Origin of the sequence: Nostoc sp. ChiVER01 (genome assembly GCF_034531155.1) — a bacterium.
Taxonomy (GTDB): Bacteria; Cyanobacteriota; Cyanobacteriia; order Cyanobacteriales; family Nostocaceae; genus Nostoc.
Genome location: NZ_JAVRBS010000003.1, coordinates 328586 through 350148 on the forward strand (window position 1 = coordinate 328586; position 21563 = coordinate 350148).

The following is a 21563-nucleotide window of genomic DNA, read 5'->3' on the forward strand; positions in this document are numbered from 1 at the left end:
ACTAGTTTGCGCTTAAGAATTTAGGTGCGGCTTTATTAAGGTCTGGAAATCAGCCGTGAGTGCTAGAACGTTATATTGCTTATCTTGGTAAATGATCACTGATGAGTGTTGATGGTCTAGTATTGATGTTTGATTTCCAGCCTTTGAATGATTAAAAGATTTGCACTCAATATTTTGAGATAAAAAAGTTTTCACAAATTTTACAGGAGATTTTCAAAACATGGCCCGTTTTTTTAAAATTACTGCTCTAGTTCCTAGCCAAACCAGAATTCGTACCCAACGCGAACTCCAAAATACTTACTTCACTAAGCTAGTTCCTTATGAGAATTGGTTCCGAGAACAGCAACGCATTCAAAAAGCAGGTGGCACAATCATCAAGGTGGAACTAGCAACTGGTAAGCAAGGCGCTAATACTGGCTTGATTTAATTGCTGTAGATAAAACATTATTTTAGAGAATTGCTAAGAGGTCAATAAAGACCTCTTTTTTGTGGCTAGTATTTCTGAAAGTTAAAAGTTGCACATTTCTACAAGACGATAACTTCGAGTATAAAGCAATACGCTTGGTTTAAGACTGAAACTATTTGTCAAGTCAATTTGAATCTTAAACCCGGTTATTTATCTGCCAGCAATGCACTTAGCATAGTCGAAGTGTCGGACAAAATTCATTCTGTTAGCGGATAGCTAAGGTTTAGGGACTTCCAAATAAAAAAATACTCAAAAAACTGGCGAAAAAACTTTCTTCTCCTTATTGCTCTGTGTTCTCTGCGCGGCAGTCGCTCATGGGGGAAACCCCCAAGACCGCGCTGCCTTGTCTCTGTGGTTCGTTTATTTGGATAATTTATTTCTTGGAAGTCCTTTAGCCCATTCTGGTTCCTAACTCCTGAATTCTGTTCGATAAAAGGAATAAGTGAAAATACGGTTGTAATAACGAGCATTTGTAGAATTAAATATGAATAATTTTCCCCATTTTTTAAACTGTAATAAAACATTTCAAGATTTGATTACGGAAAATTTTGTTATTTAAATAACCCTTTTAAGAATTAGTTATCAAGTCTTGGGCAAATTCACAAAGCAAAATTAGGGCGGCAAGAAGAGGCTTCCATGTACGGATTAGTGAACAAGGCGATTCAAGATATGGTGTGTAGTCGCTTTGGCGAAGAGACTTGGAAAAAAATTAAGCACAAAGCAGAGGTGGATGAAGATGTTTTTCTCAGTATGGAAGGCTATCCCGATGACATCACCCACAAGCTGGTAAAAGCTGCTAGTGTCGTTCTGAGTTTACCTGCCTCACAGATTATGCAAGCTTTTGGAGAATTTTGGGTTGAGTACACAGCTCAAGAAGGCTATGGCGAAATGATGGATATGAGTGGAGATACACTACCTGAGTTTTTAGAAAACCTTGATAATCTTCATGCTCGTGTGGGAGTTAGCTTTCCCAAACTCCAACCCCCATCATTTGAGTGTACTGATATGGAGGAAAATTCTCTGAGCTTACATTATCGCTCTGATAGAGAAGGGCTAACGCCAATGATTTTTGGACTAGTTAAGGGATTAGGAAGCAAGTTTGACACAGAAGTTGATATTACCCAAACCCAGAATCGAGATGAGGGTGCTGAACATGATGAATTTTTAGTGATTTATAAACCAAATTGAATGCAGTAGCATGGCTCCTCCTCACCTTACACTTTCGCCAGAGTTGCTGACGAAAGCTTTTCCCTTCCATTTTGCCTTTAACCGTAATCGGGAAATTGTACAAGCTGGTGATGTTTTAAGGCGCATTTGTCCTGAACCGCTAGTTGGTAAATTGATTGAGCAGCATTTCCAGATTAATCGTCCAAAAATTTTGGTCGATTTTGATACTATTACTAAACAGTCCCGCGCTTTGTTTATATTAAAGTTTATCCACAATGGGATGCAGCTTAAGGGTCAGATGATGTATCAACCAGAGCAGGAGGTAATATTTTTTTTAGGTTCTCCCTGGATTACAGATACAACTAACCTCGCTCCTCTGGGTATCAAACTCAAAGACTTTGCAATCCACGACCCAATTGTTGATTTTCTGTTTCTACTGCAAGCTCAGAATACTGCTTTGGCTGATGCCAAAAAGTTAACAAGTGAACTGAAACAGCAAAAAGAACAACTACAGAGTGCGCTACAAATGAAGGAGGATTTAGCTGAAGCTGAGGCTCAATCCAAAAAATTGGAAAAATCCCTTCGTGACCTACAACAAACTCAAGCCCACTTAGTCCAGGTTGAGAAAATGTCTAGTCTGGGGCAGTTAGTTGCAGGAATTGCTCACGAAATTAACAACCCTGTTAATTTTATTTACGGTAATTTGAAATATGCCAAGGATTATACGCAGTGTTTGCTGAAACTTGTGCATCTTTATCAAAAATTTTATGCCAATCCTGTATCAGAAATTCAAGAATACATTAAGGAAATTGAGTTAGATTTTTTACTAAATGATTTGCCCAAAATCCTAAGTTCGATGGAAGTAGGAGCCGAACGGATTTCTGGAATTGTCTTATCCCTGCGGAATTTCTCTCGTCTTGATGAAGCAGAGAAGAAAAGAGTTGATATTCACCAGGGATTGGATAGTACTTTGCTGATTTTACAGAGTCGCTTCAAGAATAGTATTGATCATCCTGCTATCAAAGTAGTGAAAAACTATGGAAATTTACCTTTAGTAGATTGCTACCCTGGTCAACTCAATCAAGTATTCATGAATATTATCAGTAATGCAATCGATGCGCTCGATGACTATGAAAGTAAACGCGCGATCGCAGAAATTCATGCCCATTCTAATACAATTACAATTACTACAGAAGTCATCGAAACGAACTGTGTAATCCGAATAGCTGATAATGGTTCAGGAATGACACAAGCAGTTAAAGAACGATTGTTTGATCCATTTTTCACCACTAAGCCTGTAGGTAAGGGTACAGGATTGGGTTTATCAATTAGCTATCAGATTGTAGTTGAAAAACATGGAGGAACACTAAGATGTATATCAGAACCTGGACAAGGAAGTGAGTTCTGGATTGAAATTCCCCTATCTATGGACAAACAAGCAGCTAATTCTGTGCAATCATTAAGTTTAATTAAATAATTATCCTTATAATCCGCCTTATAAAACAATACGGTTCAGTTAAGGCTAAAACTCTTTGTCAAACTCAATTTTTTTAACGAACCGCCAAGGACGCCAAGGACGCAGAGAGAAGAAAGAAATGCTTAACTGAACTGTATTGCCTTATAAAGGACTTCCAAAAAAATATACCATCGCTGTAAAGGCAGGGGGGAGGGGGCAAAGTGAGGGAAAATCGTAGTGAAGTCCAGAAATTGGATAATTTATTTTTTGGAGTTCTCTAAGAATATTTTAAGTCAATTTTTGAGCGATCGCTCTTAACTATAGCCATACTCAATTAAGTCATTTATAATACGTTTTTAGTATAAAAGACTACTTAAGTATTAGATAGCAGCGATCGCAATTTGTCAAAAATCTTGAACTAGAGGTGTATTGAAGTTGAAAAATCTAAGATTTATGGTTGTAAAGCCTGCTTATGAGTTATAAGTTATGATTTATGAGTTTTATTTCTAACTCCTAATTCCTAACTTTTTACCTGTACTGATCGTGAATCTACGCCGCTTGATTCCAATTTTTGATAGTTCAGTCTCCAACTGGGCATTAGAAGCGCGGCTGTTGCGCTGGTTAACGTTGATTTGGCTGTTCGTCGGTTTGATCATGCTATTTTCAGCATCCTATCCTGTCGCTGATGGCAATCATCATGATGGCTTGTACTACTTTAAGCGTCAACTGCTTTGGGTCTTAGTGTCCTTAATCGGATTCAATATTATTGTTAATTCGCCATTACAGAAAATTTTGGGAGTATCCCATTGGTTTTTATTACTGTTTTTGACGTTAATTTTCATTACACTGATTCCAGGATTAGGAAAAAAGGCTTTTGACGCAGCGCGTTGGATTGCGATCGGGCCTATTCCGATTCAACCCTCAGAATTAATTAAACCCTTTTTGGTGCTGCAAAGTGCGCGGCTTTTTGGTCAATGGGAACGAATTAGTTGGCGGATTCGTTTGGCTTGGTTGGGTATTTTCGGTCTAGTACTTTTAGGAATTCTTGCTCAACCTAACTTGAGTACAACAGCACTTTGCGGTATGACTATTTGGCTAATTGCTCTAGCAGCTGGCTTACCTTACAAGTACCTGGGAGGAACAGCTATTGGTGGAGTGATGTTAGCAGTACTTAGTATTAGTATTAAAGAATATCAGCGTAAGCGGGTAATGTCATTCCTCAATCCGTGGGCGGATGCGACAGGAGATGGCTACCAGTTGGTGCAAAGTCTACTAGCTGTGGGTTCTGGTAAAACTTGGGGAGCTGGTTTTGGGCTTTCTCAACAAAAGCTGTTTTATTTACCCATTCAGGATACTGATTTTATTTTTGCGGTGTTTGCCGAAGAGTTTGGCTTTGTTGGCAGTATGGTGTTGTTAGCACTTTTAGCTACATTTGCCACTCTTGGATTAATCGTGGCTCTAAAGGCTAAAAATACAACACATCGATTGGTAGCGATCGGCGTGACAATTTTGATGGTGGGACAATCATTGCTTCATATTGGTGTTGCTACAGGTTCTCTACCTACTACTGGCTTACCTTTACCCATGTTTAGTTATGGTGGTAATTCTATGATTGCTAGCTTAATAGCTGCTGGGTTACTGATTCGAGTAGCACGCGAAAGTAGCGAAGCTGAGGTAGTACCGTTGCAAAAACCTTTGTTGGAAAATGGCCGCAGACGCCGGAGTTTTCATAAAAATAGAAATTAAGCTAGCAAAAGCAGTATTACAGGAATTAAAGAGATTATGAAAGACCTCAAACAAACAATAATCAGCTACTCTAGTAGAGACCTCGAACAGCGTAAAAATTGGTATTCTCCGGCAGCAGAAGCTTACAATAAGGCAAGACCCTGCTATCCTCAAGAGTTGATTCACCAAGTTGTAGAACTTGCTCAACTTTCTACTGACTCAAAAATTCTGGAAGTGGGATGTGGGCCTGGAACTGCAACGGTAGACATCGCTCAATTGGGTTGCTCTATAATCTGCTTAGAACCCAATCCAGATTTTTTCCGGCTAGCTCAACACAATTGTCAACTGTATTCTAATGTAGAGATTCAAAACATATCTTTTGAAGAGTGGGAACTCAAGCCATTTGAATTTGATGCCATTTTAGCAGCGAGTTCTTTTCATTGAATATCACCAGAAGTTGGATATCCAAAAGCAGCAAATGCCCTAAAAGAAAATGGCTACCTGATTTTATTGTGGAACAAAGAACTTCAACCCAGTTATGAAGTGTATCAAAGTTTATCACAAATCTATCAACTACACACTCCATCTCTTGACCGATATGAAGACCAAAAAACACAAGAATACATCTTGAGACAATTGGGAAATATGGCCATTGATTCGGGCCAATTCAAAGACTTGATATCTGGACAAGTGATATCAGAAGTAAGCTACACTGCTGATGAATATTTAACACTTTTGAACACTTATTCGCCATACATAAAATTAGATCCAGAAAAGAAAGACTCTTTATTTTTGGGATTGAGACATCGTATAGAAAATGATTTTGGAGGTACTCTGCAACTTTCATATATCTCTGCTTTTCACATCGCTCAAAAAGTTAACTCAGAAGTGAAGGGGTCTTAAAGAAGCTATTAATAGTCGGCAGAGAAAGTGCAATTAGGTTAAATGTTGTGTAATAGATTTGTCGGTTAGTTATTATATATTATAGTGGTATTACTTTATAAAGTTCTGAAAGCCTTGCTATATAAATACAAATATTTTCTACTAAAATTTTATGGTTTTGGCAATGATTTGAGTTTTTAAACTTTATTTTGAAGCTAATTTTTAATGTTTAACTAAAATAGCATAATTCAGAGTACAAGCGTAAAAGACGCTTTATACCTGGGGTAACAGACGAATCGTTGTTTACCTCACCAACTATAAATTTGCTGTAATTTCGCATAAAAAATACTGAAAAAGCAGATATATTAAAAAATCCAAAAAGCAACAACTTCAGTTTGAAGCTTAAGTATATACCTACCAAAATGAGATACTTGTTTGAGTTTTTCTCATTACCTTAGCTCGAAGTAAAAAAATGGCAACACTAACCTCACACTTCCAAGTAAATCCTACAACTTCTACTTCTTATATTCATAGTTTAGTCTTCATTGACATGGCAGTTGAAGACTATAGCGATTTGGTTAATGGTGTGCTTGATAATGCCCAAGTCTTCGTGCTTGACTCGACACAGGACGGTGTTGAACAAATTACAGAAATTCTAGCGAGTTGCGTAGACGCGCAGCGCCTTGTCGCTAGACATCGCCCGAATTTGACTAATATTCATATTGTGTGCCACGGTGCCCCAGGTTGCTTGCAATTGGGCAACACCCATTTGGGACTGGATACCCTCGACAAATACAGCGAGCAATTGCAACTATGGCAAAAGATATTTGCAACCTCTGCCAAAAATAATAACCTTTGGAACTTACTCATCTATGGTTGCAATGTATCTTTGGGTGATGGAGGGACAGAATTTGTAGACAAACTACACCAACTCACCAAAGCAAATATTGCCGCTTCTCGTGGGCGAATTGGCAATGCAGCATTAGGTGGTAACTGGGAGTTAGAAGTCCGCACCACTGATATGGAAGTGAGTTTAGCATTTGCAGAAACGACGCGCCAGGCTTACGCAGGGGTATTGGCGACATTCACGGTGAATAATACTGGGGACATAGATGATGGCGATCGCAATAACGACATCACGACACTCCGGGAGGCAATCAACTTAGCCAACGCTACTGCTGGGGATGATACGATCGCTTTTGGGGGAATATTCAAAGATACCACCCCAGACACTATTACTCTTACTTCCGGCCCATTGACAATTACCGATGATCTTACCATTTTGGGGACTGGGACATCTAAGCTGACTGTGAGTGGAAAGAATGCCTCTACAGTATTCGAGATATCGGGATTAGGGACAGGTGTCAATATTAATGGACTGGCGATCGCTAGCGGCAGTATTAAGGTTAATAGAACTTCCATCCTCAACCTAGTAAAAAGCAGTGTGTCTGGTAATACAGAAGGAAGTGGCATCTCTAATAGCGGCATCCTCAGTCTTGCTAACACTAGCGTCTTTGGTAATACGCAAGGTGGTATCTATAACAGTGGTAGTCTCAGCCTAACTAACAGCAGTGTTTCTGGCAATACCGGGGCAAGCAAGATTTTTAATAAAAATACTGCCGGAGGCGGCATTTTTAATGACGGTTCTCCTAATAAAGGTGGTATTGGTATTCTCAGCCTCATTAACAGCAGCGTTTCTGGCAATACGGCAAACTTCGGTGGTGGCATCTATAATCAAGGCGGTACTCTCAGCCTGACCAATAGCACTGTCTCTGGCAATACTGCAACCTCCGGCGGTGGCATGTTTAACGGAAATGATGATGGTTATGGTTCCGGATCAGCTACTCTAACCAATAGCACCATCTTTGGCAATATAGCATTAGAGGATGGCGGTGGCATATACAATGGCTACGCTTACGTCGGTGACAACAGCCTCACCCTAATCAGCACTACAATTAATAACAACACAGCTGACTCAGATGGTAATGGTACTGGTAATGGCGGGGGTGTTTTTAATTCTTCTGATTCCTCTGTTGACATCAAGGTTAGTAACACCATCATTGCAGGCAACTTTGACAAGTCCACCACCGGTGATATACACCCCGACGTAAGTGGTGGGCTGATTGACTCCGGCTATAACCTGATTGGCAATAATACTGGTAGCACTGCCTTTACCACCAGTACCCTCGTCGGCACAAGTGCTAACCCAATTGACCCCAAACTCGGACTGCTGCAAAATAACGGTGGTGCAACCCTTACCCAGGCGTTACTTGCGAATAGCCCGGCTATTGATGCTGGCAATAATTCCCTAGTTCCTATTAGTGTAATTACTGATCAACGCGGCACTCGATTTAACCGGATATTTAACGGTGCAGTTGATATTGGTGCTTACGAAGTTCAGTCCCCTATCACTTTGCCACCCGTTAATACTGGCACATTTGTCGTGACTAATACCAACGATTCTGGATCGGGGTCATTACGGCAGGCTATCCTCAATGCCAATGCAACCGTTGGGGCAGATACGATTACCTTTGCGGGCGTGTTCACCGATGCCACCCCAGATATCATCACCCTGACCTCTGGCAAATTAAGCATAACCAATGATATTACCATTTTGGGGACTGGGGCATCTAACCTGATTGTGAGTGGAAATAATTCATCAGGCGTGTTCGAGATATCCGGTTCTGGGACAGATGCCAGCATTGATGGCTTGAAAATTGCTAATGCTAATGATCCCTTAGGCAGTATTTTGCTCAATAGCAATACCAGCCTCAGCCTGACTAACAGCACTGTCTCTGACAATAAAGGGGAAGTAGGGGGCATCTTTAATAGAGGCACTCTCAGCCTGACGGGAACCACTGTTTCTAGCAATAGGGGGTCGTCCTTAGGCGGCGGCATCTTTAATAAAGGCAACTTGAGCCTAACTAACAGCACTGTCTCAAGCAATAATGCAAACGTCCGTTACAACACAGCCTATGGTGGCGGCATATTTAACATAGGCAAAGTCAGTATAAATAACAGCACTGTCTCTAATAATAATGCGTTTGCCAGTGGTCTGAATCGGGGAGGCCCTGACCCTTACCCATCTTACGGTGGCGGAATTTATAACTCAGGCACTATCGATATTATTAGCAGCACTGTCTCTGGTAATGGTGCGGCAGACGGCGGTGGCATCTCTAACTCAGGTACTTTTAGCCTGATTAACAGCACTGTCTCTGATAATAGTGTATATTATACCGGCGGCGGCATCTTGAACAGTGGCACTCTTACCCTCACCAATGACACTATTACTAATAACATAGCAGAGGGCTTTAGCTATAACGGTGTTCTTGGCAACGGTGGGGGCGTTGTCAATAATGGCGGCAATGTTATCGTTGGCGATACCATCATTGCAGGCAACTCCTACACTGTCTATCCGGATGATCCCCGCGATACTGGTTTTTCCCGCGACGTTTCCGGCAACTTCACCGACGCTGGTAATAACCTAATTGGCGACAACACAGGTAGCACTAGCTTTACTACCAGCACCCTCGTCGGCACCAGAACCAACCCCATTGATCCAAGACTCAGCCCCCTGCAAAATAATGGTGGTACAACCTTTACTAATGCCTTACTTGGCGATAGTCCCGCCATTAATTCTGGTAATAATGCTCTGATTCGGGCAGGTATCACCACTGATCAACGCGGCGCTGGATTTAACAGAATATCTAAGGGTACAGTTGATATTGGCGCATTAGAGTTTAACGGGCTGAATGGAACCAATGGCGCTGATAATTTAGTAGGCAAGAACTACGGTGACATAATTAACGCTCAAGCTGGGAACGATACCATCACAGGTAATGAAGGCAACGACATCTTAACTGGTGGCGGCGGCAAAGATAAATTTGTTTACAACTTAGGTGACGGTGTTGATACCATTACCGATTTCGGTGGGTTAGGTAAAGGTTCAAACCCATCAGCAGCAATCATTGCCGAAGTGGATACCCTGAAATTTCAAGGTGCTGGATTGACAGCCCGAAATCTGCTACTAAACCAGAATAGTAACAATCTGGAAGTCACCTTTGAAGGGGTGGCTGATGACAAAGTTATCTTACAGAACTTTCCTTTGGAAAACCTAGAGAACGTATCCGCAGTGGGCAATATTCTGTTTAATGGGCAAACCAGTATTAGTGAAAGCTTTGATGTCTTCGATGCCAACTCTACCCAAAACGCTATTTCTAACAAGAACACAGTTACCTTTCTCAATGACCTGAACAACAATATCAATGGCTTTGATAACTCAGCAGATGTTATTAATGGTCAGGGAGGCGATGACCGCATCGACGGCAAGAGTGGCAACGACCTGCTACGCGGTGGCGCTGGTAAGGATACCTTGCTTGGTGGTGATGGTAATGATACCCTGCTTGGTGGTGATGGTAATAATAGCCTCATTGGAGGTGCTGGTAATGACATGCTCATTGGCGGTGATTTTAGTGATACGCTGACTGGCGGTAGCGGTAATGACCAGTTCATCTATCGAACCCTTAGCAATGGTGATACAATCACTGACTTTAATAAAAGCGAGGATAAGTTAATCCTTACTGACTTGTTTAAGAGTGAAGGCTACAGTAGCAGTAATCCCATCTCAGATGGTTATCTGCGGTTTGTGCAATCGGATACTTCTACACAAGTTCAGTTTGCCTACTTGAGTAACAATTTTTATACCTTTGCAACTTTGAATAATTTCACCTCTACAAATTTGGTAGTCGGTACTAATGTCATCGTTTAGCGCTCAATTCTAGTCTGTAGCCACTGTCTTAAAAATAAATATTAGACATTTGGTGAAAAAGAACGTAGAGACGTAGCACTGCTACGTCTCTACAATTGTTCTGGATAACGCATAATTAATTTGTGCAGATATCATTGTTTAATTTTGGATTTTAGATGTCTGTGAAATCTAAAATCCAAAATCTATAACTCTTACAGTTGCCGCACTAATGGCTGACCATCTTTGACTTCACCAATCAAAACTAAATCGACACAGTTAACAAAAATACCATTTTCCAGAACACCAGGAATGTTGTTTAATGTCTTTTCTAGGTTGACTGGATCTTCAATAGAGTCAAATCTGACGTCTAAAACAAAATTGCCTTGATCTGTAATCACTGGCCCAGCTTTTTTTACACCCATGCGGAGTTCTGGTTTGCCACCGAGTTTTTTGATGGCATTAGTCACAGGAGTAATTGCCATTGGAATAACTTCCACAGGCACAGCGAAAGTAGAACCTAAGCGATCTACTAACTTACCACTATCTACCACAACGATGAACTGTTCTGCCAGGTAGTCTACGACTTTTTCGCGGGTATGTGCTGCACCACCGCCTTTAATTAAATTCTTTTGCGGATCAACTTCATCTGCGCCATCAATGGCAATATCGATGTGGTCAATAGCATCCAAGGTGGCAAGAGGTACACCGTATTGCTTCGCCAGTACTTCTGACTGAAATGATGTCGGTATACCAATGATATCTTTAAGTTCGCCAGACTTGAGGCGATCGCCCAAAAACTGAATTGTATATGCTGTTGTTGATCCCGTACCTAAGCCTACAATAGAACCCGACTTTACTAAAGCGGCGGCGGCTTTGCCAACTTCTTGCTTCATCAACTTTACGGGATCTGCTGCTGCGGTCATTGCCAAAACTCCTGAAAAACTGACTATAGTCCATAGTAGTGGGCAGATAACCTCAAAAGATGAAAGGTAAAAAACAAGTTTTTGCTTATCTCTACTTCCTTGATTAGGGAATTCTAAAAAATAAAATATTTTAGTGTCCGGAACAAAGGAGATGACTAATGTAATAATGTGTATATTGCTATACAAATTACATGAAAAACCATCAGTATACTGATCCTAATTTTAAGCAACTTTTCGCTGAGATTGACCCGGAAGTAATAAATACCTTTACGGTGGAGCAATTAGAAGCCATAAAATGGGGTTTGGCCTCTCGTGCTAGGACACGTCATTCTTTAGACATAAGAGTTTCAGTACCAATTCCCGGATTAAGGTTTTATCTGGTGTTGCTAGCAGGTTCAGAACGTCGCTCGAAAGTACGTTTACGCTCTGAAAGAGGTTTATATCCTTTTTGGACTCCTGCCAATATCTTGTTCCTTTTAGGATTTCTAATCATTCTATCGATTTGTAGCTACACTATATTTTCTTCTGCATTGTCTTCACTTACTCCCACATCTAACTCTTATCACCCTACTTCAATTCCTTGGATTGACGATAAATCAGAATGTGAACACACTGGTAGAATCTGGAATCATGGGAAGTGCTGGGATTTTGAACAAAGTCCTAATTTTTAAAATTTATAGGTACACCTACATACATAGAGCAACATTGTCCAGTCTAAATTCGTCACTAGCTGAATTACAGGTTATTAAAAATACCAAATTTTGCGTTAGCCTCAGTAACGTAGTTTTTTAAATTCACTTAGCAGCTAAAAGTGGTTATCATAATGCGTCAGCTTTCAATTACTTTATCTTTAGTAGCACTACTACAAAATTTACCAGCAATTGCTCAGGTCTCAGTGCCAGAAAATACTTCTGGAGTCACATCTGATGCCATTCAACAGGTAACTGCAATCAAATGGATGACAAACTATTCTGATGGCAAGTTTTATCCAGAAAAGTTACTCAGTCGGGCCGAATTAGCCTCTATCATGGTAAAAGCATTTGGGCTAAATAAAAGACAAGCTGTTAGCAAAGAAAATTTAGCTATTCCCGATGTTCCTCGTTCTCATTGGGCATTTAATGATATACAGACAGTCTTAAAAACTGATATCATGAAAGGCTATCGGGGTAATGAATTTTTTCCTAACCAAAAGGTGACAAAGGCTGAAGCTCTTGCTATTTTCGCCCAGGCTTATGGTGTATTTCAGTTTCCCGATGAGGCTGTGAATGATATTCTGGCCTCATATCCAGATGAAAAGTCTATCCCAACTTGGGCTAGAAAAGCGATCGCTACAGTCGCTACTGAAGGATTTCTTAATACAGATGCTCAAGGTAACATTTCTCCATTAAAACCTGTAACCCGTGGAGATATGGCTTATGTATTGAGTAAATATTTACAACGACAACAGCAACAACCCGAAACACCAGAAGTTCCAATTATTCCAAATAGCCCACAAACACCTTAGCTAGACTTTATCCAGCCAAGGTGCTTAAAATCATCTTTGATCTGAACCTCTATACCTGTCTCGAATCTGGCGAAGATATAAGGAATTAGACTGTGTTGGTTGCTGCAACACATAATTAGATTGTGGTGGTTGCGTCGGTTGCTGCAACCCATAATTTCCATAATTAGATTGTGGTGGTTGCGTCGGTTGCTGCAACCCATAATTTCCATAAGTAGATTGTAATGGTTGCGTCGGTTGTTGCAACCCATAATTCCCATATCCTACAGGGTTTGTGGGGGTGACAACGCTTTGATTTGGAATTTGGCTAGAGTAAGGTGCAATATTACTTGGTACTGCATACGTGCCTGGGGGCGTTACTGGTGCTACATTAGGCAATATTTGACCGTTATTTAAATTATTGTAGGGACTCTGCGGTAAGTTTGTACCCGTTGATGTATAACCTGTACCAGTATTTAACCTATTATTAGGTAATACCTGACCGTTATTTAAATTATTTACATTACTGTAGGGATTTTGCTGTAAGTTCGTACCCGTTGAGGTGTAGCCTGTCCCAGTAGTTAACCCAGCATTTGGTAAAGAATTCTGATTGGGTAAGCTATTAATGGGTGGTATCAATGTTGTTCCTGGCTCAGAGGCTTGGCCTAAAGTATTTGTCTGAGTTGCAGTCCCATTGAAGCTAGAATATTGCTGGTTTGTCGATTGGTTGGGTGCTGGTTGCAAAGGGCTGGTGGAAACAGAATTTTGATTCTTGTTGGTTTGATTCGTGAATCCAATACCCAAGCTAGAAGATGTTTCTGCCTCTGTTGGTTCAGATGGCGTATTTAAAGGCTTAATACCTAAAAACTGGCTATTATTATCAACCGTCCCAGTCCGCAATAAATTTTCTGTTTGTACAACAAAGGGATTTTTAAAACTTGAAGAGGTATCAGCATTAACGCTTAGACCAGGATTTAATTTGGTATCATTAGCAGAATTTTGTTTTTTAATTACATCCTCTAAGGAGTTTTGACTATTTTTCGCTTCAGTATTTTCCTTGGGATTATTTGGCGTTACTAAAGGAGTTGCTTGATTAAAGTCATTAAATAAAACTGGCAGATTATCAATATCTGCTGCAATGGCTTTGTTTTCTTGTGACAGCGAGGAATCAGTAGGCTCTTGTGAGGCAACTTGACTTTTTTGCTTATAAACAAAAATATCTGGGTTTGACCAGTATTCCCAAGTTACTAGCCCAACTACAGATAAAAAAATTGCAGTGCCCCAAAAACCAGGTCGCCCTAGATTCCATAACCTGGCTTTGAGATAGCGTAAGTAGGCGGGAGGATAATGACGATTTGGCATGGGATTGATAATTGAAATTTTCTCGAAATCGGTAAAACTTGACGGAAGGTAAAAGCGTCGGTGTTTAATTATTTTGTTTTTCTAAACAGGAATATCTCAACTGAAGTTGGATAGTAATTTTATCCTAACTTCTCCATCAGTTATTAGTCAGTACCAATAGACATGTAGTAGTCAAAAATTTACTTTTTGGGGGCTGTAGTCCTTTGGCGAGATTTTTTAGAAAGTTATGGCAATTTATGCTTATTTTTGGGTATCGGTAACAGTGGATAACATCACGAGTTGACAACTGGTCTAATTTATTGTTGTAGCTGGACAAAAGTTCAACTTTTTTATTTTCTAGTTAGGAAATTAAACTGTGTGCTGCAATGCTCCGATATGCCTCTGAAGGCACTGTGCTGCACCGTATTATTAACCAGGAGACTACAGCAATGATGAAAGCTGAAGATATCATGACTAAAAATGTAGTTACCATTCGCGGTTCGGCGACTGTTGCTGAAGCAGTGGGGCTGATGAAGGACAAAAAATTGCGGGCGCTAGTTGTAGATCGTCGCTATGACAATGATGCTTATGGCATTGTCACAGAAACGGATATTGTTTATAAAGTAACAGCCTACGGTAAAGACCCAAAGCAAGTGCGGGTTTACGAAATTATGAGCAAGCCTTGCATTGTGGTCAATCCTGATTTAGGTGTGGAATATGTAGCGCGGTTATTTGCTAACACTGGTATTCATCGAGCGCCTGTGATTCAAGGTAAGTTGTTGGGCATCATTTCAATTACCGACATTTTGACCAAAAGCGATTTTGTGGAAGCGCCAAAAGCCCTATTGCTGGAAGAGAGAATTCAAAAAGCCATTGAGCATTCTCGCGCTATTTGCACCGAACAAGGTGCTTATTCTAAAGCCTGTGCAGCCGCTTGGGATGAGGTAGAAGAACTTCAAGCAGAAGCCGCTCATCAGAAAGCTGAGGGTATGGTATCAGCCAAAGTCTCTTTTGAAGAATACTGTAAGGAAAACCCAAATGCACCAGAATGTCGAAATTATCATCCGTAACTGAAGTGTAGGGATGAAGAAAGAGGCAGGGGAGCAGAGGGGGAAAAGTAATTTTTTATTCCTCTTGCTTCTACTCTTTGCTATCTCTATTTAACGTTTGGCAACTCGCATCAATAAAAATAGACCTATTCCTAGAAAAAGAAAGTTGGGCAACCAAGCCCCTATAAAGGGAGAGAGAGCACCTGCTTGGGCGATCGCACCAGTAATAAAGAAAATTAAATAGTACGAAAAAATTACTACGACACTAATCCCAAAGCTGGTACCTCTTCCAGTTCGCTGGGGTATGCTTCCCATCGCTGCACCTACTAAGCCAAAAACTACGCATACAAAAGGCAAGGAGATTTTTTGTTGAATCCGCACTTCGAGTTTACGAATTTTTTGGCGATCGCCACCGAGAAGTTCTACTTGTAGTTGATCTAGTGCTTCAGCAATATTCATCTCACCATAGTCCCGACTTTTTTCTGCCAGACTTAATGGCGTGCGCGGTAGTTGCAGTTGTTGGTGTTCAAATCTGACAATGTTGCGATAAGAGCGATCGGCAGCAACAAAATAGATAGTACCGTTGTAAAAATCCCAGACATTTTGAGAAGGATTCCACTGGGCGGTTTCTGATACCACAATTTGATTCAGACCTTTTGTTGAACGGTCTATAATCGTCAAACCTGACATCCGTTTACCGTCAAATTGGTCGGCGTAAAACAAGCGGAGCAAAATCCTATTCTTAGAACCATCCGGCTGTATAACATCCTGGTATTCAGGATAGAAAATATTTTGCTGTTTTAAAGTTGGCTTATCTGATTTGAGGGCTTGATCCAGAGTCATCGCCGCTTGGTAATTTGCTGCTGGTGCAATTTGTTCGTTAAACACAAATGTCATTCCTGTAACCACAAGACTCAACAGCACCGCAGTTAGCACTATCCGATAGACACTCACCCCACAACCACGCAGAGCAATTAGTTCGCTCTCGCTAGAAAGACGACTGTAAGTCATTAAAGTAGCCAGCAGCGTAGACATAGGGAAGGCTAAAACGATAAAGTAAGGAAACTTTAACAAAAAAACCTGAATGGCAATGTCTATGGGTAGCCCAGATTCTACAATTTTTCTGACTAAATCAAATACAGCATCGATAGTAACGCCAATTGATGAAAAAGCTCCGACACCAAAGAAAAACGGCGCTAACAATTCGCTAGCAAGGTAACGATCCATGATCGTAAAAGGTAGCAGCGAAAATAGGTTGTAGAAAGACGTAAATTTCTTTGATATCATGACTAGCTTGAAAAGTTCAATGTTAGCAACCCTGGCGAAATAAATGATATCTACATTTAGGATTTAAATTTAATTTTTAATAACTGAAAATTAACTAACAAATCTATATTTAATTTTTTAAAATAGCTTTTAAATTATTAACTAAATAATGATTAATTTAGACTTGAAAATTATTACCTAAATAGTATTGTCGCACCAGGGGGTTGCCGTAGAGTTCGTCAGCAGCGCCAAAAGCGAGAATTTGTCCCTCGCGCATTATATAGGCGCGATCGGTGATGGCCAAGGTTTCACGGACATTATGATCTGTAATTAAGATTCCCATGCCGCGATCGCGCAGTTGTGCGACAATTTGCTGAATTTCTGAGACTGCGATCGGATCAACTCCTGCAAATGGTTCATCCAAAAGTAAAAATTTTGGCCCTTCTTTTCCCGCAGCTAAAGACCTTGCTAATTCCGTCCGCCGTCGCTCACCACCAGAAAGTTGAATTCCTTTGCTATTGGCTAATTTTTCCAAGCGAAACTCCCGCAGTAAAGTTGTGAGTCGTCTTGACCATTCCCATCGTGGCACATTCGTTTGCTCTAGTACCAACAGAATATTATCCTCTACCGAAAGCTGGCGAAAAACACTTGGTTCTTGTGCTAAATAGCCAATACCCAGTCGGGCCCTTTTGTGCATTGGCATTTCTGTAACGTCTAGATTACCCAACCAGACTTTTCCTTGATTGGGTTTTTCTAAACCTGTGGCAATGTAAAATGTCGTCGTTTTACCAGCCCCATTGGGGCCTAGTAAACCAACGATTTCGCCCTGAGCAACAGAAAGATTGACACGATTGACAATTACTCGCTTGCCGTAAGATTTATGGATATTCTCTAAAACAATTTTCACGCTGGAGCCGCCCTTTGTTGGTGATAAATGCTAATTAGAAGGCTTCAAAGGTGGTGTTTTTGGGGCAGGTGTCGCAGTTTGTCCATCATTATCTGATTCCTGGATCATGTAGATCGACTCTACTTGACGGTTGGATTGGGGTAAAGCAACAAATCGCCCTTCATCGATTAAATAGGTTACTTTCTCCGCTCGGATACTATTACCGCCTTGTTGCAAAATATAGACGTTACCACTGAAATCAATTCGGCGTTCTTTACTAAAGTACTGTGCTTGGGCAGATGTTGCCTGAATCTGGCGAGCCGGATATAACATTTGCACATTACCGCGAGCAGTGATTACTTGATTTTTCGCGTCATATTCTTGCACATCAGCGCGGATAGTGAGGGGTCGATTTGCCTGAGATGTTTGTGCAGTAACGGTTTGCACTTGAGTAGGAAAGACAAAAGTGCCCAAGAGTGCAACTGGCAGCATTAAAGCTAATCCAAAGCGACGTATCTGGGATATGGGCAATTGATAGGAGGGCATCATAGCAATTGGGGATTCAGGATTTCAGCTTGCATTCTAATTATCTCAAGTACTTTATCCAGATATGAAATATACAATCTGGAGTGATTTCCGATAACTACTGGCTGAAATAGTGACGCTACCCCCAACCTCAAGGTTTCAGGAAATTGACATCTGAGTGAAAATAACGTAAGCACGGCGTTGATGTATCTTTGTAGAGATGTAGCACTGGTAAGTCTCTACAAAGATTCTGGTATTATGCAAAATCTTTTTCATACATGGAATCAGCAACGCCGTAGGCACAATACCCTGCCTTAAGATGTTTTGCGTCTACATGAATTGTGCCTACTAAGGATTTTGGGCAACGCACAATTAATTACCAGATGTCTAATCACTAGACAGCACAATTCTAGGCAAAGATAAGACTTGATTTTCACCCAAATTACCAGATGTAATCAAGTCTTGCCCTATTTGTTGTAATGTCGTTAATAACACTGCGCTCTGATTCAATAGCTCATCTACATCAACGCCACTGTAGCTGGATGGGTAACGGCGAAGGCGATTGCTGCCTTCTCCCAACAGAATTACTGCACCTCGCCAGTTGCGATTCTCCAAATGATACAGCGCCACAGAAATTTGGAGAATGCCTTGATAAAAGCTTTTTTCCGGTTCACTGGCTTCAATCCACAAAGCCTCTAAAGTGTCATGACAAGCGTAAAACTGACCAGAATTGAACTGTTCTACGCCTTGCCAAAACTCTTGGGGGATGGTTTCGCTCATCCCATGCTATCTCGTACTTCTTTGATTGTTGCGAGAGAAATTTCTTGTTTTTCGCCAGCAAACTCGTTGTCAGGGGTGAGGAACAACATGCAATGGCACTCTTTGCGTTCTCTCATTGGCACACAGGGGCAGTTCCAATATGTGGCGTGAACCTCAGCCTCTTTATCTTCGTAATGGCGACAGGGACATAAAGGCGCACCTAGATCATCTTTATGTTTCGCTAGTCCTTCAATGACAACTGCGGTAACAGAAGGTTCAGAACAGAAGTATGTTCCAGTACGCTTGGCATATTGTTCAGAAAAATGCCGCATTGCCTCTAGGCTTTTATCGCTGGATTTTGTGTTATTTTCTGATGTGATCATGTCGCTCATAATTTAAATATTTCTTTGCATTGTACCTCAGCCTCACTAAGGGATTACGAGTGGATTTCCCTAACCTTACGCGTTCAAGTTGTTTTACCTTTGCTTAAAGGTTGATATGTCTGGTGTGTGGGATCAGAGAAAATCTAAAAACCACACAAGCTTAACTTCTAGGCTAATCAAAATTCAAGTTGCATCTTGAGGCAGAATTTAAAAGTCAAGAGGTTGATTTATTTCAATCAAAAAACGACACTGTGACACGTATAACGGAAGACACCGAGTGCGATCCATTTATTAACCTTATGTCAGCCTTTGTTTATTTATACATTGTGCTGAATTCTCTTCATGATAACTTTATCAGATTTTATGAAATTACTAAGTAGTAACACTTGTTACTTATTGAAACTTAGTGTATGGTCTAAAGCGTGTGATAAAAAACACAAACTTTTCAATAGTTACAACTACTACCATTATGAGTATTTCAACTGTTGCAAAAAAGTTACCGACTACTGCGATCGCAGCAACAGTCATCGTTTTGGGAATAGGAGCAGTAGCCCAAGCAACTGTTTTAACATTTGATGATATAGCGCCTATTTCATATTTTAATGAGATTCCTAACGGTTACGGTGGATTTAATTGGAATAATTTTAACTACATAAATGGCTCAAGTCCTAAAGTTAGACGTACAGGTGAAGACAATGGAAGAGTCTCAGGAGACTATGTGGCTTTCAACGGATTTGGAAACCCAGCCCTAGTAAGTGATAGTGTTTTTGACTTCAACAGTGCTTACCTATCAGCTACTTGGAATAATGGTCTTTCGGTTACTGTAGAAGGTTTAAAGAATGGTGCAACCCTGTATTCAAAAACTGTGATTGTAGATACGACACAGCCAACTTTAGTTAATTTTGATTATTTTGGTGTTGATGAATTAAAGTTTACGTCCTTTGGTGGAGTTGAGCCAAATTATCTTGGTGGTACTGGGACACAGTTTGCGCTTGATAACTTTACCTTTAATGAAAAAGCTACATCTATTCCCGAACCTACATTGCTACCAGCGCTATTTGCAGTAGGTACTTTAAGTATTGGTTCAGTATTAAGACGTAAACAGCTAAACCAAAGTTAACTCAAACCTTGCACTTTGCCCGAACCACTAAAAGTTGCGGCTACACAAACAAAGTTTACCTGCGTGGGCTAAAAGTTTTATATTCTGTAAAAGTAGGCTTTGTTTGTATAGCCCTTCTAAGATGTGTTTTTGCCGAAGGTATTGATTAATACGAATTTAATGTTTTTTGTAGTTGAGGTTGCAGAGCGCGATCGCTTTGCAAAACTATACCAGGGTGTTCCCAATTGATTACCTCTTGTTCTGCTGGTGAGGAAATATTTGGCCACAAAACCCAGCGACTACCTTGAGGAAGAGTAGCAAGGCTTAGGGGGTTTTGAGTTAGCCAAATCAAAGCATATCTTTTAGGAACTGCTGAACTGGCATCTTCTAATGCTCTAGTTGCTGCTAAGGTTTCTAATACAAAGCGATCGCCTTTAATTAAATCTGTAGATGCTGTCCATAATTGCACCTGTAATTGCTGTTGCTGTGCATAAAAATACAGTGATGCTGCGGCAATTACTGCTTGTTCAAAGTTTTCTTCTTCCCAATTACTAGCACTGTCAAGAGCAATAACTATTTCTTGTCCACCTGTAACCATTTCTAACTCTCGCACCCTTAATTCTCCATAGCGGGCGCTAGTTCGCCAGTGAATCAGACGGGTGGGATCTCCGATGCGGTAAGGACGGAGCGATCGCACCAATCCTATTGTCGCTGTCTGCAAGGGTTTACCACGAGGATCGCCCCTTTTGCTCTCTTCTTGCCCCATTTCGTCTACTAAAGGGCAGGTAGCCAAGGGTAACACTGTGGGATAGACGATCGCTGTGGCAGCACAATCACGCTGACGGCGACACCAAAACAACCCTAAAGGCGCACCAGAACCTAGTTCGACTGTATGCCAGCGATAAACACCCCGGCGCTGGGTAGGGTGGTAATATATCCAACGGTAACTACCTTGGCGAGGAATTGTTTCGATTGCCTTTTGTACTGGTTTTCCTAAAACGAAAGGTAATATATCCTCAACTTGCAATAAGCTTACAGGCTGCTGTGCCTGATTGCGGATTTCTAATTCTACAGTGAGATCGTCACCTGCTGACACAGGTTGAATGGGACGGCGAGTGATGGATAGATTTGTGAGCGATCGCGGCGGTAAGATAGCTGCTACACCCAAAAGGGCAAAACTGATGCCGCTAATGGCGTAGAGCCAACCAGCCATCGTATTGATACCTGCGCCAAAAAAACAAATAGCCGTTGCTGCTAGTACCCAACCGCCATAAGCAGGGGCACTGGCGCGGGTTTCTAACCAATTGGTGATGGGTTTGATGATTTTCATGTTTCTTTTTTAACCCAACACCACCTGAAATTCACAGTGTTTCAGGGATTCACCAAAAAAACCATAATAGTAGTAATTT

General features: G+C 40.9%; 17 protein-coding genes and 1 pseudogene. 10 read left to right on the top strand and 8 right to left on the bottom strand.

The window, feature by feature from the left end:
- The first annotated feature begins 220 nt into the window (after positions 1-220).
- The 6 genes and pseudogenes from RMY00_RS06030 to RMY00_RS06055 all read left to right on the top strand — a co-directional run bounded on the left by RMY00_RS06030 (position 221) and on the right by RMY00_RS06055 (position 10464).
- Positions 221-427 (top strand): phycobilisome linker polypeptide, encoded by a 207-nt coding sequence (locus tag RMY00_RS06030; RefSeq protein ID WP_109007263.1) that lies wholly within the window; start codon positions 221-223, stop codon positions 425-427.
- 675 nt (positions 428-1102) lie between these two features.
- Positions 1103-1654 carry a heme NO-binding domain-containing protein gene (locus RMY00_RS06035; RefSeq protein WP_322646677.1) on the top strand — a complete coding sequence of 184 codons (552 nt, stop codon included), beginning with the start codon at positions 1103-1105 and terminating at the stop codon, positions 1652-1654.
- Between the two features lie 10 nt (positions 1655-1664).
- A complete protein-coding gene (locus RMY00_RS06040) occupies positions 1665-3110 on the top strand; it encodes a sensor histidine kinase (protein WP_322646678.1) in 1446 nt (481 codons plus the stop codon).
- 522 nt (positions 3111-3632) lie between these two features.
- A complete protein-coding gene (locus RMY00_RS06045; protein ID WP_322646679.1) occupies positions 3633-4835 on the top strand; it encodes an FtsW/RodA/SpoVE family cell cycle protein in 1203 nt (400 codons plus the stop codon).
- A gap of 36 nt (positions 4836-4871) precedes the next feature.
- A pseudogene (locus tag RMY00_RS06050) lies at positions 4872-5717 on the top strand (class I SAM-dependent methyltransferase).
- A gap of 451 nt (positions 5718-6168) precedes the next feature.
- On the top strand, positions 6169-10464 hold the full coding sequence (locus RMY00_RS06055) for a DUF4347 domain-containing protein (RefSeq protein WP_322646680.1): 4296 nt from the start codon (positions 6169-6171) through the stop codon (positions 10462-10464).
- Between the two features lie 191 nt (positions 10465-10655).
- On the opposite strand, the gene rpiA is transcribed toward RMY00_RS06055, so the two are convergent.
- Positions 10656-11366 (bottom strand): ribose-5-phosphate isomerase RpiA, encoded by a 711-nt coding sequence (gene rpiA / locus RMY00_RS06060; protein ID WP_322646681.1) that lies wholly within the window; start codon positions 11364-11366, stop codon positions 10656-10658.
- 191 nt (positions 11367-11557) lie between these two features.
- Here rpiA and RMY00_RS06065 point away from each other — a divergent pair, with 191 nt between their 5' ends.
- Entirely contained in the window at positions 11558-12037 is a 480-nt protein-coding gene (locus tag RMY00_RS06065; RefSeq protein WP_322646682.1) for a hypothetical protein, read from the top strand.
- 152 nt (positions 12038-12189) lie between these two features.
- Positions 12190-12870: an S-layer homology domain-containing protein gene (locus RMY00_RS06070; RefSeq protein ID WP_322646683.1), complete on the top strand. Its 681-nt coding sequence runs from the start codon at positions 12190-12192 to the stop codon at positions 12868-12870.
- Positions 12871-12900: 30 nt separating this feature from the next.
- Here RMY00_RS06070 and RMY00_RS06075 read toward each other — a convergent pair whose 3' ends face one another.
- A complete protein-coding gene (locus RMY00_RS06075) occupies positions 12901-14208 on the bottom strand; it encodes a hypothetical protein (protein ID WP_322646684.1) in 1308 nt (435 codons plus the stop codon).
- A 428-nt stretch (positions 14209-14636) separates the two neighbouring features.
- On the opposite strand from RMY00_RS06075, the gene RMY00_RS06080 reads away from it, so the two are divergent.
- Positions 14637-15257 (top strand): CP12 domain-containing protein, encoded by a 621-nt coding sequence (locus RMY00_RS06080; RefSeq protein ID WP_322646685.1) that lies wholly within the window; start codon positions 14637-14639, stop codon positions 15255-15257.
- Between the two features lie 90 nt (positions 15258-15347).
- Here the strand turns inward: RMY00_RS06080 and RMY00_RS06085 are convergent, their stop codons facing one another.
- The 5 genes from RMY00_RS06085 to RMY00_RS06105 all read right to left on the bottom strand — a co-directional run bounded on the left by RMY00_RS06085 (position 15348) and on the right by RMY00_RS06105 (position 19055).
- Positions 15348-16463 (bottom strand): LptF/LptG family permease, encoded by a 1116-nt coding sequence (locus tag RMY00_RS06085; protein WP_322646686.1) that lies wholly within the window; start codon positions 16461-16463, stop codon positions 15348-15350.
- Positions 16464-16680: 217 nt separating this feature from the next.
- A complete protein-coding gene (gene lptB / locus RMY00_RS06090; protein ID WP_109009670.1) occupies positions 16681-17409 on the bottom strand; it encodes an LPS export ABC transporter ATP-binding protein in 729 nt (242 codons plus the stop codon).
- Positions 17410-17439: 30 nt separating this feature from the next.
- Positions 17440-17937 (bottom strand): LptA/OstA family protein, encoded by a 498-nt coding sequence (locus RMY00_RS06095; RefSeq protein WP_322646687.1) that lies wholly within the window; start codon positions 17935-17937, stop codon positions 17440-17442.
- Positions 17938-18300: 363 nt separating this feature from the next.
- The gene (locus RMY00_RS06100) at positions 18301-18693 is read right to left on the bottom strand and encodes a DUF309 domain-containing protein (RefSeq protein WP_322646688.1); all 393 of its coding nucleotides are present in this window, start codon (positions 18691-18693) and stop codon (positions 18301-18303) included.
- On the bottom strand, positions 18690-19055 hold the full coding sequence (locus tag RMY00_RS06105; RefSeq protein ID WP_109012622.1) for a ferredoxin thioredoxin reductase catalytic beta subunit: 366 nt from the start codon (positions 19053-19055) through the stop codon (positions 18690-18692). The genes RMY00_RS06100 and RMY00_RS06105 overlap by 4 nt, the downstream gene beginning before the upstream one ends.
- 469 nt (positions 19056-19524) lie before the next feature.
- On the opposite strand from RMY00_RS06105, the gene RMY00_RS06110 reads away from it, so the two are divergent.
- The gene (locus RMY00_RS06110) at positions 19525-20175 is read left to right on the top strand and encodes a PEP-CTERM sorting domain-containing protein (RefSeq protein WP_322646689.1); all 651 of its coding nucleotides are present in this window, start codon (positions 19525-19527) and stop codon (positions 20173-20175) included.
- Between the two features lie 145 nt (positions 20176-20320).
- Here the strand turns inward: RMY00_RS06110 and RMY00_RS06115 are convergent, their stop codons facing one another.
- Positions 20321-21484, bottom strand: a complete 1164-nt coding sequence (locus RMY00_RS06115; protein ID WP_322646690.1) for a DUF58 domain-containing protein — start codon at positions 21482-21484, stop codon at positions 20321-20323.
- Between the last annotated feature and the right edge of the window lie 79 nt (positions 21485-21563).